Source organism: Pseudomonas sp. RT6P73, assembly GCF_054897715.1.
In genome coordinates this window covers 2,103,048-2,118,418 of record NZ_JBUBUV010000002.1, presented here as the reverse complement: position 1 = coordinate 2,118,418, position 15,371 = coordinate 2,103,048, and the positions used below count along the sequence as shown (strand labels likewise).

Annotated in this window: 18 protein-coding genes; 11 read left to right on the top strand and 7 right to left on the bottom strand. The window is 60.4% G+C overall.

The window, feature by feature from the left end:
* Positions 1 to 28: 28 nt before the first annotated feature.
* Positions 29 to 397, bottom strand: a complete 369-nt coding sequence (locus ACYZT6_RS10400; protein WP_462026809.1) for a DUF427 domain-containing protein — start codon at positions 395 to 397, stop codon at positions 29 to 31.
* A gap of 266 nt (positions 398 to 663) precedes the next feature.
* Between ACYZT6_RS10400 and ACYZT6_RS10395 the strand changes: the two genes are divergently transcribed.
* The 6 genes from ACYZT6_RS10395 (at position 664) to ACYZT6_RS10370 (ending at position 5,196) form a co-directional block, all read left to right on the top strand.
* A complete protein-coding gene (locus ACYZT6_RS10395; RefSeq protein WP_462026808.1) occupies positions 664 to 2,613 on the top strand; it encodes a DNA topoisomerase III in 1,950 nt (649 codons plus the stop codon).
* Positions 2,614 to 2,730: 117 nt separating this feature from the next.
* Complete coding sequence (locus ACYZT6_RS10390) at positions 2,731 to 3,360, top strand: glutathione S-transferase family protein (RefSeq protein ID WP_462026807.1); 630 nt, start codon at positions 2,731 to 2,733, stop codon at positions 3,358 to 3,360.
* A gap of 49 nt (positions 3,361 to 3,409) precedes the next feature.
* Complete coding sequence (locus ACYZT6_RS10385; protein ID WP_462026806.1) at positions 3,410 to 3,913, top strand: GNAT family N-acetyltransferase; 504 nt, start codon at positions 3,410 to 3,412, stop codon at positions 3,911 to 3,913.
* A gap of 145 nt (positions 3,914 to 4,058) precedes the next feature.
* Entirely contained in the window at positions 4,059 to 4,271 is a 213-nt protein-coding gene (locus tag ACYZT6_RS10380) for a hypothetical protein (protein ID WP_462026805.1), read from the top strand.
* Positions 4,272 to 4,431: 160 nt separating this feature from the next.
* Positions 4,432 to 4,761 carry a hypothetical protein gene (locus tag ACYZT6_RS10375; protein WP_462026804.1) on the top strand — a complete coding sequence of 110 codons (330 nt, stop codon included), beginning with the start codon at positions 4,432 to 4,434 and terminating at the stop codon, positions 4,759 to 4,761.
* 129 nt (positions 4,762 to 4,890) lie between these two features.
* Positions 4,891 to 5,196: a hypothetical protein gene (locus ACYZT6_RS10370; protein WP_462026803.1), complete on the top strand. Its 306-nt coding sequence runs from the start codon at positions 4,891 to 4,893 to the stop codon at positions 5,194 to 5,196.
* Here ACYZT6_RS10370 and cynR read toward each other — a convergent pair.
* The gene (gene cynR / locus ACYZT6_RS10365; RefSeq protein WP_462026802.1) at positions 5,182 to 6,072 is read right to left on the bottom strand and encodes a transcriptional regulator CynR; all 891 of its coding nucleotides are present in this window, start codon (positions 6,070 to 6,072) and stop codon (positions 5,182 to 5,184) included. The two genes, ACYZT6_RS10370 and cynR, sit on opposite strands and share 15 nt — an antisense overlap.
* Before the next feature lie 122 nt (positions 6,073 to 6,194).
* On the opposite strand from cynR, the gene cynS reads away from it, so the two are divergent.
* Both cynS and ACYZT6_RS10355 read left to right on the top strand, forming a co-directional pair.
* Positions 6,195 to 6,662: a cyanase gene (cynS, locus tag ACYZT6_RS10360; protein WP_462026801.1), complete on the top strand. Its 468-nt coding sequence runs from the start codon at positions 6,195 to 6,197 to the stop codon at positions 6,660 to 6,662.
* Positions 6,663 to 6,867: 205 nt separating this feature from the next.
* Positions 6,868 to 7,527 carry a carbonic anhydrase gene (locus ACYZT6_RS10355; RefSeq protein ID WP_462026800.1) on the top strand — a complete coding sequence of 220 codons (660 nt, stop codon included), beginning with the start codon at positions 6,868 to 6,870 and terminating at the stop codon, positions 7,525 to 7,527.
* A gap of 12 nt (positions 7,528 to 7,539) precedes the next feature.
* On the opposite strand, the gene ACYZT6_RS10350 is transcribed toward ACYZT6_RS10355, so the two are convergent.
* From ACYZT6_RS10350 to glsB, 5 genes are all read right to left on the bottom strand, one after another.
* Positions 7,540 to 9,603 (bottom strand): 2Fe-2S iron-sulfur cluster-binding protein, encoded by a 2,064-nt coding sequence (locus ACYZT6_RS10350; RefSeq protein WP_462026799.1) that lies wholly within the window; start codon positions 9,601 to 9,603, stop codon positions 7,540 to 7,542.
* 128 nt (positions 9,604 to 9,731) lie between these two features.
* Positions 9,732 to 10,355, bottom strand: a complete 624-nt coding sequence (locus ACYZT6_RS10345) for a DJ-1/PfpI family protein (RefSeq protein WP_462026798.1) — start codon at positions 10,353 to 10,355, stop codon at positions 9,732 to 9,734.
* A gap of 149 nt (positions 10,356 to 10,504) precedes the next feature.
* Complete coding sequence (locus tag ACYZT6_RS10340) at positions 10,505 to 10,852, bottom strand: BON domain-containing protein (protein WP_462026797.1); 348 nt, start codon at positions 10,850 to 10,852, stop codon at positions 10,505 to 10,507.
* A 75-nt stretch (positions 10,853 to 10,927) separates the two neighbouring features.
* A complete protein-coding gene (locus ACYZT6_RS10335) occupies positions 10,928 to 12,430 on the bottom strand; it encodes an aldehyde dehydrogenase family protein (protein WP_462026796.1) in 1,503 nt (500 codons plus the stop codon).
* An 84-nt stretch (positions 12,431 to 12,514) separates the two neighbouring features.
* On the bottom strand, positions 12,515 to 13,423 hold the full coding sequence (glsB, locus tag ACYZT6_RS10330) for a glutaminase B (RefSeq protein WP_010459549.1): 909 nt from the start codon (positions 13,421 to 13,423) through the stop codon (positions 12,515 to 12,517).
* Positions 13,424 to 13,871: 448 nt separating this feature from the next.
* On the opposite strand from glsB, the gene ACYZT6_RS10325 reads away from it, so the two are divergent.
* From ACYZT6_RS10325 to ACYZT6_RS10315, 3 genes are read left to right on the top strand one after another with little or no spacing between them, the layout of a single operon-like run.
* Entirely contained in the window at positions 13,872 to 14,090 is a 219-nt protein-coding gene (locus ACYZT6_RS10325; protein ID WP_462026795.1) for an HvfA family oxazolone/thioamide-modified RiPP metallophore, read from the top strand.
* A 54-nt stretch (positions 14,091 to 14,144) separates the two neighbouring features.
* Entirely contained in the window at positions 14,145 to 14,660 is a 516-nt protein-coding gene (locus ACYZT6_RS10320; protein WP_462026794.1) for an HvfX family Cu-binding RiPP maturation protein, read from the top strand.
* Between the two features lie 53 nt (positions 14,661 to 14,713).
* A complete protein-coding gene (locus tag ACYZT6_RS10315; protein ID WP_462026793.1) occupies positions 14,714 to 15,337 on the top strand; it encodes a glutathione S-transferase family protein in 624 nt (207 codons plus the stop codon).
* Positions 15,338 to 15,371: the final 34 nt, after the last annotated feature.

The following is a 15,371-nucleotide window of genomic DNA, read 5'->3' as shown; positions in this document are numbered from 1 at the left end:
GGGGGCCGCCGTGGCATTTTCGCGGGCCTCACTCAACGTCCTTGAGAAGCTCAAACGTGACTTGATCGGGATAGAACGCCACATACCCGCGAATCTGATCGACCGACACTTTGGGTTCTTCATATCGCCACACCGCATTCGCCCCCTCATGCCCCGGGATTTGCAGGCTGTAATAAGTAGCGTCGCCCTTGTACGGGCAATAGGTCGTGTGGTCGGTACGGGCAAAATATTTTTCGGCGATATCCTCCCATGGAACGTAGTACACCGGAGGATAATTGGCCTCGAGCAGCACCAGTGCGCGCGAGGAGGCGGCCACCTGAATACCGTGAAACTTCACCAACAGGATGCCCGGCTGCTCGGCGATGGTGATGACAGGACTGGGACCGTTGCTTTTCATGGAATACGTTCCTCATGACGGTGATGGACCTGCGGGAGCGTGCGGCGCGGCGATGGGTCGCGCAGCGGCCCCAAAACCTGAGACCACGAATGTCAGGTATAACCCAAAATTCGACATCGCGACGGCCCCGCGGCCGAACGGGGCGTTTTGACTGCCGCAAACATACGCAACAGCTTTGCTGTACATCCATACAGATAATGATTGATCCATTGCTAATCACCAGCCATTCTGTGCGCCTCTTGCACACTTGATGAACGATGGTGGTTATGCAGCTGTACCTCTGTGAAAAACCTTCCCAGGCCAAAGATATCGCGGCAGTGCTCGGCGCCAAGCGTCGGGGCGACGGTTGCTGGCTGGGAACGGATGTCACGGTGACCTGGTGCATCGGCCATCTGCTGGAAACCGCGCCACCGGATGCCTACGACGCGCGATACAAGCGTTGGGTGCTGGCGGATCTGCCGATCATTCCGGATAAATGGAAGATGACGGTCAAACCGCGCACGGCCAGCCAGTACAAGGCAGTCAAACGCTTGCTCGGCGAGGCAGATGAGCTGGTGATTGCCACCGACGCCGACCGGGAGGGCGAGATGATCGCCCGGGAGTTGGTCGAGCATTGCCGTTATCGCGGGCCGATCCGCCGACTGTGGCTGTCGGCATTGGACGATGCGTCGATCCGCAAGGCGCTGGCGGCGCTCAAACCGGGTGCCGAGACCTTCAGCCTTTATCATTCGGCGTTGGGACGTTCCCGGGCCGACTGGTTGATCGGGATGAACATGAGCCGGTTGTTTACGCTGCTGGGGCGACAGTCCGGTTATCAGGGCGTGTTGCCGGTGGGCCGGGTGCAGACGCCGACCTTGCGGCTGGTGGTGGATCGCGACCGCAGCATTGCCGATTTTGTGCCGGTCGCCTATTGGGCCATCGACGTGCAACTGCTGCACGACGGCACGGCGTTCACCGCCCAGTGGCGCGCGGCATCCGACGTCTGTGACGATCAGGATCGCTGCCTGAATCAGGCGCTGGCCCAGCAAGCGGCCGCCGCCATCAGCAGCGCGGCGAGTGCCCGAGTGATCAAGTTGCGTACCGAGCGGATGCGTGAAGTCGCGCCGTTGCCGTTCGACCTTGGCACCTTGCAGGAAGTCTGTTCGAAGAAGCTCGGGCTCGGCGCCCAGGAAACCCTCGATATCGCCCAGGCGCTCTACGAAACCCACAAGGTCATCACCTATCCGCGCAGCGATTGCGGTTTCCTGCCGTTGAGCCAGCACAGCGAAGCCCCGAGCATTCTCGCCGCACTCCGGCAAGCCGATCCGTCCCTGAACGCCTTGAACGATCACCTGGAGCCACAGCGCCGCTCACGGGCCTGGAACGATGCCAAGGTCACGGCTCACCATGGCATCATCCCGACGGCGGCGGCCAAGCATCTCGATCGACTGGTGGGCAAGCAACGCGCGGTTTACACCCTGATTCGCGCGCGCTATCTGGCGCAGTTCCTGCCTAACCATGAATACGACCGCACCCAGGCTGACTTCGACTGTGCCGGTGAAGCCTTGCGTGCCGTTGGCAAGCAGATCGTCGAACCCGGCTGGAAACGCGCCCTGCCCGAGGCGCTCGCCCCGGCCAAGGGTCGCGAGGCACCGGCACCGCAAACCCTGCCGGCCTTGGCCGAAGGGCGTGACTGCGCGGTGGCCGATGTGAAGCTCAAGGACCTCTGGACGCAACCGCCCAAGCCCTTCACCGAAGGCGACCTGATCAAGGCGATGAAGAACGTCGCCAAACTGGTGGAAGACCCACTGCTCAAACAGAAGCTCAAGGACACCACCGGCATCGGCACCGAAGCCACCCGCGCCTCGATCATCCAGGGCCTGCTCGACCGCGGTTACCTGATCAAGAACGGCAAGGCCCTGGCTGCGACCCCGGCCGCCTTCAGCCTGATCGATGCGGTGCCGCGCGCCATTGCCGACCCCGGCACCACGGCCATCTGGGAACAGGCGCTGGACATGGTGCAAAGCGGTGAGATGAGCCTGGAAGAATTCGTCACCAAACAGGCCGCGTGGATGAGCAAGCAAGTCGCCCGTTGCGCCGGCCTGAGCCTGACCATCAGTGGGCCGGCGAGCCCGGCCGGTCGGGGTGCCGCACCATGGAAAAACAAACGAAAGCCCGCCAAGCGCAAGCCATCGACGGGCACCAAACGCGCCGCGAAACCGGCCAGCAAAGCTTGATGGCACTTCGAATGGACTGTGATGGTCTAGTGTTCTTCAAGTCCCGGCGATGGCTCCATTTTCTGAAAAGGCATCGCAGCCTCGTTTCACTCGACAGCTGCTACAGGAACCTTGTTTATGATTATCGTGCACCACCTGAACAACTCCCGCTCCCAACGGATTCTCTGGCTGCTGGAAGAACTGGCCATTCCTTATGAGCTGAAACGCTATCAGCGTGACCCGAAAACCAATCTTGCACCGCCGGAATTGAAAGCGATCAACGCCCTGGGCAAATCGCCGGTCATTGAGGATGGCGCGCAGAAACTGATCGAGTCCTCCGCGATCATCGACTACCTGATCCGCCGCCATGGCCAGGGGCGTCTGCAACCCGATCCGTCGACCCCCGCCTACGACGAATACGTCCAGTGGCTGCACTTCGCGGAAGGCTCAGCCATGCTGCCGCTGATGTTGAACCTGTACGTCGGGCGTCTGGGTGAAGCCGGTGCGCCGCTGCATCCGCGCATCAATTCGGAAGTGGCCAACTACCTCGGTTACCTCGACACGGCATTGAGCCAGTCCGATTACCTGCTCGGTGACGAGTTCAGCGCTGCGGATATCCAGATGAGCTTTATCGGCGAGATCGCCCGGGCTCAGGGCAAACTGGGCAACTACCCTCATGTAACGGCCTGGGTACAACGCTTTCAGGCACGCCCTGCTTACGCTGCTGCGTTGAAGACAGGTGGGACGTACGACTTCGCGCCCCACTGAGTGATCCCGAATGGGCCACGGACGGCCCTGCGATCTGGAGCGAGCCAGCATGCCTTCAATAGAACTGCACGTCGCACACCGCGATGAACTGGAAACGATCGAAAACCTGATGCAGTTCTACATGCACGACTTCAGCGAGTGGCTGCCCCTGAAACTCGGCGAGCACGGTTTCTACAACATCCAGCCGAAACTGGATTACTGGCGCAACCCCGCGACCCGCCCGTTTCTGATCAAGGTGGAGGGTGAGCTCGCGGGATTCGTGACCGTGGACGACGACGTTCATATCGAGGGTGCCGAGCACAACATCGGCTACCTTTTTGTCAGTCGGCGCTTTCGTGGCCAAGGTGTCGCGAAGTTTGTCGTTTCCACCCTCTTGAGCCGGTTCCCCGGTCAATGGCAGATTTTCTACCTCGACGCGAACCAGCCTGCACGGCGGTTCTGGGCCAGGGTGATGCCCGAGCTCTCGGGCGATGGATTCACCCTGCATCAGCGGCCGGTAGACGGTTATCCCTGCACCTTCTACCGCTTCCAAAGCCAGCAAACATCGGCCTGACCGGCGCGTTGCGGCTTGCCTTTTTAATTCCAACGCGCTTTGTCCGACAATATGTAGTGACGGAAAATAATCACTACATAACGGTTGACGCCTCCGATTTGCCCTTGCATGATGCAGACATCTCCCCGATCGGGAGTACAGCAACATGTTTGAGCAAGCTCGTCTGACCGCCGAGCTGTTTTTCCCGGATACACGCTGCCCACAAGGCAGATTGAAGAAGCTGACCTGGCCCGAACGTCCAGTACAAGGACGAGAAGCGCTGGCGATCAATCCTCATGAAGCTTGTGGCCGACCCTTAAAAGTCGGCGGTGGCCTCCAGGTTTTCGCTGCTTCTCTTCGTTGTGACGCAATTGCGTAGCAGTTATTCAACACGACTACATGCAACAGACGCGAGACCCCGTTGAATTGACGGCCGACCGCTGACGTCCTGGTTTCGGTGCCAGGGATCAACTAACCGATGGGCTACCTGTATTAGCGAATCAACTTTGAAAGATCACCAAATGGTCAAGGGGCATATTATGAATTTGAACAATCAACCTACTATCGATGAACTGGCTGGTATCTTCGCTGCGCAAAAAGACAGCCATGACAGCCACATTCTGTGGATCAGCAAATCGGGCCAGGTTCATATCGACTGCCTGTCGCCACACGCCCACGAAGCCGAGTTCGACCAGAACAACCAGAACCTGCTTACCCGACTGAAGATGTACCGTCGCGGCCAGGGCTACGTCGGCAAGAAAGCCGCGGCCGACAAGGACTTCATCGGTCATGTTCTGCAAACGCTGAAACAGGCGTGGGCCTCGATGCAGAACCAGAATGAAGTTCGGGTGATTGACCGGTTCTACTGATACCCCCACTGCCAATCAATAAAAAGGCCCCGCTCGAATGATCGAGCGGGGCCTTTTTTTGTTTGTCTCGTGCACGGCAAATGCAGCTATTGTTAAGCGTATTCGCTGCTGTGCCCCTGGAGACTTGCGATGAAAAATACCCTGATATTTATGCTGTTAATGGCTACTGCAACTATTGCTCAAGCAAACAAGATCGAAGGTGTTCCCTCATTCGATGTGGAATGCCCCGGGAAAATCATTATTCACGCGGATCAGGACGGACCGGTGATGATCAATAACGTAGAAGCCGAAACCAAAGCCATGATCAAAGCGCGCAGCTTCGAAGCCAAGGGTTCGGGCGTGACGATTTCGATCGTTCTCGCCGATGACGACTCGGTGACCGTAAGTTCGACGGGCAAGGCGCCCAATGGCGTCTGCCAATCACTGGACGACTGACTCCGCCGCCCCCAACACCAGATTCATAAACGCCACAGACGCCGCGCTGTGATAGTTGTTCTTGCGCCGCAGCAACGCTGCCCCGCGCGTAGGCGCGTCCCCCAGCAACGGAATTTTGCGCAGTGCCCGGTCCTGGGTGGCGATGGGCTCCGGGAGGATGGTGGCGATGGCCGTATGCCGAATCACCTCCAGCAACGTGCTCACCGAGTTGACCTCGATCACTACCTTCGGCGTGATCTGCTCCTGAGCAAAATATTCATTGATACGGGTGCGGGTGACGAAGTCCTGGGCCAACAGTGCAAAATCCAGTTGCGCCACCTCTTCAGCGGACAGCGCGGCCTGGCGTTCATATAGCGGATGATCCCGCCCTACCATCACCCCCAGGGTTTCGGTAAACGCCGGGATCGACTCGATGTCGGCATTTCTGACCTGGGTAAACGCGATGGCGATGTCCAGCGAGTCATCCGCCAGCCCCGCTTCGATGTCATCCATCGACAACTCGAAAATCTGCAGATGGATGTTAGGAAACCGCGCCACGTAATCGCGCACCAACGGCCCCACCAGATACGCCATGAACGTCGGTGTCATGGCCAGGCGCAAGGTGCCGCGCGACAAGTCCTTCACGTCATGCAGCGCCCGCTTGCCGGCTTCCAGCTCCACCAATACTCGACGTGCGCACTCGATGTAGGCCTCGCCCGCATCGGTCGGTTTGACCGTGCGCGAGGTGCGGTCGAACAGGCTCACGCCCAGGGTTTCTTCCAACTGGCGGATTTGCTGGGACAGAGTCGGTTGTGAAACGTGCAGCGCTTCGGCGGCGCGGGTGAAGCCGCCGTGGTCGGCAACCGCCAACAGATAACGCAGATGTCGCAGCAACATAGGGCACACCATCTATAGGCAGGGCTTATGCGCAGCATTGTATATCGGTCTTGGACGCTATGGATCAATCGGCAGAAGATTGCTTCACACCCAAGCAATACAAACCCGATAGGAGAAACACCATGCAACAGTCCCACGCTTACAACGACCCAAGTCTGGCCCTGACCACCTCGATCCTCGACGCCAAGGCCCGCAAAAACCTGTCCTGGCAGGATCTGACTGACGGCACCGGCCTGGGCCTGGCCTACGTCACCGCCGCCCTGCTCGGCCAGCATCCGCTGCCGGAATCTGCCGCCCAAGTGATTGGCGAGAAACTGGACCTGGACGCCGACGCCGTGGCCCGCCTGCAAATCATCCCGCTGCGCGGCAGCCTCTCCGGTGTGCCGACCGACCCGACCATCTACCGTTTCTACGAAATGATCCAGATCTACGGCACCACCTTGAAAGCCCTGGTTCATGAGCAGTTTGGCGACGGCATCATCAGCGCGATCAACTTCAAGCTCGACATGAAAAAAGTCGAAGACCCGGAAGGCGGCCACCGCGCTGTGATCACCCTCGATGGCAAATTCCTGCCACTGCGTCCGTTCTAACCGATCTCCAAAGCACACAACCCCTTGTAGCAGCTGTCCTGTGGCGAGGGGGCTTGCCCCCGTTGGGTGGCGTAGCCGCCCCAGCACTCCTTCAGAGACACCGTGCTTGCAGGTTTCACGACTGCTTCGCAGCCGAACGGGGGCAAGCCCCCTCGCCACAGGACAGCTGCTACAGGGCAACCATCCGATTCAAGAGGACATCACCATGAAAGCGCTCATCGAAGGTTTTTTGAAGTTCCAGAAAGAAGCGTTCCCGCAACGCACCGACCTGTTCAAACACCTGGCCACCACCCAACATCCCGGCACGTTGTTCATCACCTGTTCTGATAGTCGCGTCGTGCCCGAACTGCTGACCCAGCAAGAACCCGGCGAATTGTTTGTGATCCGCAACGCCGGCAACATCGTGCCGTCTTACAGTCCGCACCCGGGTGGTGTGTCTGCCACCGTTGAATACGCGGTTGCGGTACTGGGCGTGACCGACATTGTGATCTGCGGCCACTCGGATTGCGGCGCCATGACCGCCGTCGCCAAGTGCAAATGCATGGATCACCTGCCGGCCGTCAGCGGCTGGTTGCAACACGCTGAATCAGCCAAGGTCATCAACGAGTCCCGCTCTCACGCCAATGATGCGGCGAAGGTGAGTTCGATGGTCCGCGAGAACGTCATCGCTCAGCTGGCCAACATCCAGACGCATCCGAGCGTGCGCTTGGCCCAGGAAAAAGGTCAGCTGAACCTGCATGGCTGGGTCTACGACATCGAGACCGGATCGATCGACGCCCTGGAGGCCGGCACCCGCGCGTTCGTGTCGCTCGCCGAACACCCGACCACCTGCGCCGTGTATGGCAAAGCCGTCGAAGCCGCTTGATGGGTTGCTGCACTAGATCTCTAGCACCAAGGGCTCATCCCCCTTGGCCGGCACCGCGCAGCAGATCAGGACTTCCCCTGGCGCCGGCAGCTCGGCGGGCATGTTCAGATAATGCACCTGCCCGCGGAGCAACCGGGTGCGGCACGTCCCGCACGAGCCGCCACGGCAACTGAAATCCGGATTCAAGCCTCGGCTTTCAGCCAGTTCCAGCAAACTCCCGCCACCCGGCTCCCAGCGTGCCTCCTTGGCCGACGCTGAAAACACCACTTTCACCGAACTGTCCGCTGCCGGCACTTGTGCCGGGGCCGGGCTCAACTGGTCGCGCAGACGGACCAGCGTGGAAGGGCCGAACGTCTCTGCATGAATGCGCTCATCGCCGATGCGCAAGGCCCGCAAGCTGTCGTAAATCCCTTGGGTAAACGCACCGGGCCCGCACAGGTAGAAATCGTAATCGTCCAGTGGCAGCAACGCCTTGAGCAACTCGATGTCGACACGCCCCGCCACCTCGAAATCCTCGCCTTCACGAGCATGGTCCTCGGGTTGGCTGAGCAGGCGCAGCGCCCGAACCGAATCCTTGGCACGGGTGGCCAGTTCGTACAACTCATCGCGAAACCCCAGCTCGGCGAGGCTGCGGGCACTTTGAATAAACCAGGTCGGCCGAGTGCGGCGGATGCGTTCACCTTCGTAAATCACCTCGCGCAGCATCGACAACAACGGCGTCACACCGACGCCCGCGGCCACCAGCACCAGCGGCCGCCGCTCATCCGCTTTCACCGTGAACCGGCCCTGCGGCGCGCGGGCTTCGATCAGATCGCCCTCGCGGACACGCTCGTGCAGATGCGATGAAATCAGCCCGTCACGCTTGACGCTGATTCGGAAAAAACTGTCCGACGGCGCGCTCGACAGGCTGTAAGTGCGCACCAAAGGCGCCTGCCCCTCGGCCAGGCAAAAGCGCACGGGCAAGTGCTGCCCGGCCTCGAAGCGCGGCAAGCCGGCGTCGTCGGTCGGCTCCAGGTAAAACGAACGGATACTGGTGCTTTCTTCAACGATGCGGGCCACACGCAGCAATCGCCATTGATCGCGCAAGGCATCGGCCTGCAAACGACCCTCAGCCTGCTGCCAACTGCCGGTCATCAGGCTGTTGGGGGAGAATCCTTCAAATTGCCAGCGCAGCGACAGCACGCCAGCGCGACGCACGACGTGCTCCACCGTCATTCGCCAAAGCCGTTCGGCGCCCTGGAACGCCGCTATTTCAGGGCCTTCGAGGATGATCTCGGTGCGCCCCGCGACTTGCAGCACATCACCCGATTCGAAGTCGACAAACAGCAGCCCCACCCGTGGATTGAGCAGCAGATTGCCTAGGGTATTGAAATGCAGATTGCCGGCGAAATCGGGGATCGTCAGCACGTTACCCTCTATCCGCACGAAGCCGGCATTACCTCCACGGTGCGAGACATCCACCGAGCGCTTTGTCGGGTCGCCATCGAGGTCTACGTAGCTGGTAAGGAAAAAGGTATCGGCGTTGCTAATGGTCGCCCGGGCGGCTTCGTCGAGTTCATCGAAACGCTCGACGGCGACCGCAGATGAAGGGCGGCCCACCGAGCCAGGGTCGACGGCACGCAGTTGAATGTATTGCGGGCAATTGCCAAAAGCGTGCTCGACGGCAACGGCAAAACCGCCTTGGGTGGCGGTGCTGATGCGGCCATTCATTCGGTTGCGTCGGCGGGTTTTCAGATCGATACCGAGCAGGCCCACCGAGGCGCCCGCCTTGAGCGCGGGCCTGACGGGATCGCCCTCGGCAGGCAGGCGTTCGAGTTGCAACTGGTGGGGATCAGGCGAATGCGCAAATCCGGGCGGCCCTTCAATCAGGGTCGCCCATGGCACGCCGTGCTCATCGACGGCGCCCACCAGCAAATACGGCAGTTGCGCGTAGAACTGTTGATGCTGCTCGGGCAGGTAATCGCGCACCACCTTGCGCCCGAAGACTTCCATGCGCTCGGCCACACCGACGCTTTCCTGCAACTGCCGCTCGCCTGCATGCCAAGGTGACGCGCCCTGCTCTTGCGACTGATTCATGACGACCTCTACGCCTTCGTGCCCACCAGCCTGCACTGGCTTTTGTGGCTCAGGCGTTGAAGCGTAGTTCGCCGTGTCGGACTATGGCGGTTCGTCGGATGTACGGAGCAGATGAAGGGCGTGCCGGATCAGGGCACTTGCGGCGTTTCATACCATTGGCGAGACGGTGTCGGAAAACGCATTTTCTGGCGGATATTGGCTGCGTTCGCGGCGCTGCTCAGGTGTTCGAGCAGCACGAAGGCGACTTCCGTTGCAGTGCCGGGGCCACTCGAAGTAATGATGCGGCCATCGACCACCACGGGCCAGTCGACGAAGCGGGCACCGGATTCAACCAGCTGGTTTTTGCGCTTGCCACCCACCTGGTGATAGGTCGTGGCGTCTTTGCCTTTCAGCACCCCGGCAACGCCCAGGCACACCGAAGACACGCAGACACTGGCGACGACTTTACCGGCCGCGACAAAGTGCCGGATGACCGCCAGAAACGGCTCACTCAAGGCCTCTTCATAAAAGCCCGACGGTTCGAATCCGCCGGGCAATGCCAAGGCATCGAAGCTGTCCAGATCCAGTTCACCCAATAAATGAGCCGGATTGAGGGACAGCCCGAAGGTCGTGACGATCTGCGGTCGAAGGCCGGCGTTGATCAATTCCACCGGTTGATCGCCAAGCAGATTGGCCCAACCGAGCACATCGGTAAACGCCGCCATTTCTAGCGGCTCGACACCGTTGGCCAACAACATGAGGACGCGTTTCATTGGGTAAACCTCTCAGGGACCGGCAGATAGTCCGCCTTTGCTTCCCATGAGAGAACACCCAAAAAACGCAATCCATTGTTGCTTGAGCTGAAATGCCCGCGTCGAGGCGCTCCCGGTTTACGGGAGCGCTGCTCACAAGGTCGCCCTGATCAGTGGTCGTCCTGGTCTGACGATGATGGCCGACGTTCGGAGGTTTCTTCGGCGTTGGGAGGAACTGGATTACTGCCTGGCGTGAACACGTGGGTCAGCAAGTCCCTGGCATCGATTTCGACGACACCCGGCACCGTGCGGGCCAGCGCAACCGCCTGCTCGCATTGTTTATGGGTGTTGACTCGACCGCTCAATGCCACCGTACCCGCCAGGGTTTTGACATGGATTTGCAGGCCGAGGGTAGTGTCGGCCAATGCCAGGGCCGACTTCACCCTGGCGGTAATCCACGTGTCGTGCGCGACCATTTCCAGATCGTGGGAGTAATGCTGAAAAGAATGAAGTTTCATGGCGCAGCCCTCACTCAAAACACAGACGCAAACACACCTTAATTATAGTGCGCTCGCTGCCTGTGCCCGGAATGCTCAGCGTTTGACCGAAAGATCCGTCTGGGTCATGCGACTACGAACGGTAAACACCCCATCTCCCGAAAGAATGGCGCTTCGGGCAAACAGGCGACCGCTCTCCCAGTTCGATAGACCCAACTCTGGCTTGTTCAGCGCATATTGGCCGTCGACCCAGCGGGTAATCCCGTTGCCCACAAACGGTGCGTTGACCGCGTTGTAGAAACGTTCGTGCGCCGCCCCGTCTTCACTGATCAGCGACACGGTGAACTGCGGGCTGTAGCGATTGAACAAGGCGATGGCGCCGTCCAGGTCATCAACGATTTTGAGGCTGACTTCCGGGGTTTCTTCCCATTCCCACTCGCGCCCCAGCTGATCCTCGGGCAACGGTTCGGCCAGCGCCTCGGTCTGGTAGCCTTCGGCGCGATACACCTCAACGCTGCCGGTTTGCCATTCAGTCGGCAACCACGGCTCGCTGCCCTCAACGATGTGCAACTTGCAACCCTGGCCCCGAGAGGTACCGGCCTGTTGCAGTGCGTCGAGAAACAGCGGGACCAGTTCAGCGGCGCGATCGCGCTGGATCAGGCAGACGTTCAAGGTGTTGCAGACCTTGCGGTCCAGAGAATTGCGCACCACAGCGGCGAAGCGCTGGGCATCAGCCTCCTTGTCGGCAATCAGCCAGGCGCCACCGGTGCCGTGCAGGCTGACGGCGGTGCCGGCCTGTTGGGCGATGCTGCCCAGCTGGCTGACCGCACGGCCCGAACCACGGGCCACGGCCAGCGACAAACGGCGGTCAGCGAACATTGCCCAGCCGGCGGCGTGATTGACGCTTTCCACCAGAGACACGGCGCCGGTCGGCAGTCCGGCGTCGCTGAGTGCCGGGTTCAGTGCGTGAGTGACGATTGCCTGAGCGGTGCCCAACGCATCGCTGCCAATGCGCAGCACGGCGGTGTTGCCGGTGCGCAATACACCGGCGGCGTCGGCGAACACATTCGGTCGGCCTTCGAACACGAACGCGACGATGCCCAGTGGCGACACCACTTGCTCGACTTTCCAGCCGTCGTGTTCGACGCAACTGATCACCTTGCCACGAGTCGCCGCTGCATCACGCCAGGCTCGCAGGCCGGCGATCATGTCGCGGCGCATGCGCTCATCGGCAAGCAGTCGTGTGGTTGAACGTCCGCGGGCCTTGGCGCGCTCGATGTCAGCCAGGTTGGCGGCCTCGATCAAGGTCCAGCACTGCGGATTTTCCAAACGTTGGGCAAAGAGATCGAAGAACGCGCTGATCGCCTGATCCGAGACGCTGGACAGCGCGGTGAACGCCGCTTCTGCGCGCTCGATGGCGACGGCCGCCGCTTGCTGGTCAGCCACCGGGATCAGCAACAACTCGCCGCTGACCTGTTCCACCAGCAAATGGTCCCCGGGCTGAAAGCGCGCGGCCAGTTCGGGGCTGACGACAGTGACACGATTACCGGCAAAAGGGATCGGCGTGCCAGCGACTAGACGTTCGAGCGCAAGAGACATGAAGCGGTTTCACCATGCAGGGGGCGGCTGGAAAATGTATAGGAAAATCCAGGAAGCGTCATTAACCGCGCCGCGCCGAACGCCTTAGAACACCGACCAGCCAATCCGCTGACTCAACAATTCCAGCGCCGCCATCCCGGCCAGGGAGTTGCCGGCGGCGTTCAATTCCGGTGACCAGACACAGACCGTGAACTGCCCCGGCACCACCGCGACAATCCCCCCGCCGACGCCGCTCTTGCCCGGCAATCCGACGCGATAGGCAAAATTGCCGGCTTCGTCATACAGGCCGCTGGTGGCCATGATCGAGTTGACCTGCTGGGTCTGGCGGGCGGTGAGGATCTGTTCGCCGCTGTGTTTGCAGAACCCGTCGTTGGCCAGGAAGCAGAACGCCCGCGCCAGGTCCACGCAATTCATGCGCACCGCGCAATGGCTGAAGTAGCTGCGCAACACGGCTTCGACGTCGTTGTGAAAGTTGCCGAACGACTGCATCAGGTACGCCATGGCCGCGTTACGCGCGCGGTGCTGGTATTCGGATTCGGCAACCTTGCCGTCCACCATGACCTGCGGGTTGCCCGACAGCCGACGGACAAAATCGCGCATCGACAACGCCGGCGCGGCGAAGCGTGACTGGTTGATGTCGCAAATCACCAGGGCACCGGCATTGATGAACGGATTTCGCGGACGGCCGCGTTCGAATTCCAGTTGCACCAGCGAGTTGAACGGTTGACCGGAGGGCTCGTGACCGAGGCGCTCCCAGATCGCTTCGCCGGAGTGATCGATGGCCTGCACCAGGCTGAACACCTTGGAAATGCTCTGCACCGAGAACGGCGTGTCGGCATCGCCCGCGCAATACAGCTCGCCGTCGTTGCCATACACGGCAATGCCCAACTGATTGGCCGGCACCGTGCCTAGGGCAGGAATGTAGTCAGCCACCTTGCCCTGACCGATCAGCGGCCGGACGGCGTCAAGGATCTCGTTCAACAGCGCTTGCATGCCGGGTTCCGAAGTCTCGCCCCATTGGATTGCGGGGACACGGAGGCTAGACGCCTTTGGTCGGCGCGGGATCACAGATTGTCGCCCCCCCGCCCAAAATCACCACTGCCTTGTAGCAGCTGCCGAGCCTGCGAGGCTGCGTTCGGCTGCGAAGCAGTCGTGAACCCTGTGCACGCGATTTACCTGAAGTACCGAGTCGTTTGATTTTACGACTGCTTCGCAGCCGAACGCAGCCTCGCAGGCTCGGCAGCTGCTACAGGATTGGGGGTTGGCCGAGAAATGTCGGTGGCTGTGTATCGGAGTGTGTACAGACCCGCCTGCGACACACCCCGCCCATAAAACCCCGCACCAAAGACACATCGCAGATACACCCGCTTGATGAACTGTGCGTGTCGATTGGCCAAGCCGATCAAAGCGCTCAACTCACTCAACGCTACGGAGTATCACCATGTTCAAGCTCTCGACTTCTTCCCTGACCCTCGGCCTGATCATCGCTGGCGGCCTGGCCCTGTCCAACGTGGCTTCGGCCTCCGAATCCGAGGCGTTCAGCATGAAGCAACTGGCCCACGGCTACAGCCAGGCCCAGGCCGACACCTCGGAAAAACCCGCTGAAGGCAAATGTGGCGAAGGTAAGTGCGGCGAAGGCAAGTGCGGCGCCGGCGAGTAACCCTCTGCGCGGGGCAACCTTGCCCCGCCTCTTGTCTGAACGGAGATCAAGCCCATGAACACCTCACTCTCATCGGCCGTGAAAGGCCTGCACCTGAACCTCGATCGTGCCGGTAGCTGGCTCGCGCCTTTGACGCTGCGGCTGTTCATTGCCTGGGAATTCTTCGAATCGGGCCTGGAAAAATGGAACGGCGACAACTGGTTTGCCGACATCCAGGACGCCTTCCCGTTTCCGTTCAACCACGTGTCGGCGACGTTCAACTGGGAACTGTCGATGTGGGCCGAGCTGATTTGCGCCCTGGCCATCCTGGTCGGCCTGGGGACGCGGGTGTCGGCCATCATTCTGATCGTTGTCACCATCGTCGCGACCGCCGCCGTTCACTGGCCGGCCGATTGGTCTACATTAAGTGAGCTTGCCCAAGGTTACTCCATCAGCAACAAAGGTCACGGCAACTTCAAACTGCCGCTGATCTACCTCGCAGCCCTTACGCCGTTGTTGCTCTCGGGTGCCGGCAAGCTCAGCCTGGATGCACTGTTGGCTCGTTTCGCCTGGCGTCGCAATAACCGTTGATACGCCAGAGTCTTCATCGCGTCCTCCACTCCCATAAAAACGGAGCATTCGCAATGAGCCTCACTCTCTACGGTTTTGACGGCAGTACGTATGTGCGCACAGTGAAGATGCTGCTTGCGGAGAAAGGTGCGGATTTCGACCAGTTGCAGGTCAATGTGATGAAAGGCGAACCGCGCCTGCCCGAACACCTGGCACGCCATCCCTTCGGCAAGGTGCCGGTCATCGATCACGACGGTTTCCGCATTATCGAAACCGACGCAATCGTGGCGTACCTTGACGAAGTCCTGCCGGGCCCTTCCCTGACGCCCGACAATGCCCACGACCGTGCCCGCACACATATGGTCATGGGAATTTACGACTCCTACGGCTACGGTGCGCTAGGCTCGGTGTTCGGCTATCACTTGTTCCCCGACTTCATCGGAGGGAAAAACGAAGAGTCGCGCCGTAAGGGCATCGAGACCTCGAAAATGGTCCTGCGTGAATTGATGAAAATCAAAGGCTCCGATCCATTCGTCGCCGGCCAGGATCCGAGCCTGGGTGACTTTTACCTGGCACCGGCCTGTGCTTACATGGCGATGACGCCGGATGCACCGCAGGTGTTTGCCGTTAACGGCTTCGATGACTGGTGGAAACGGATCCAGGCATTGCCCAGCTTTCAGGCCACTCCACCGCAATAAGCTTCCCCCTCTCACTTGTGTAGACAGGAGCCAC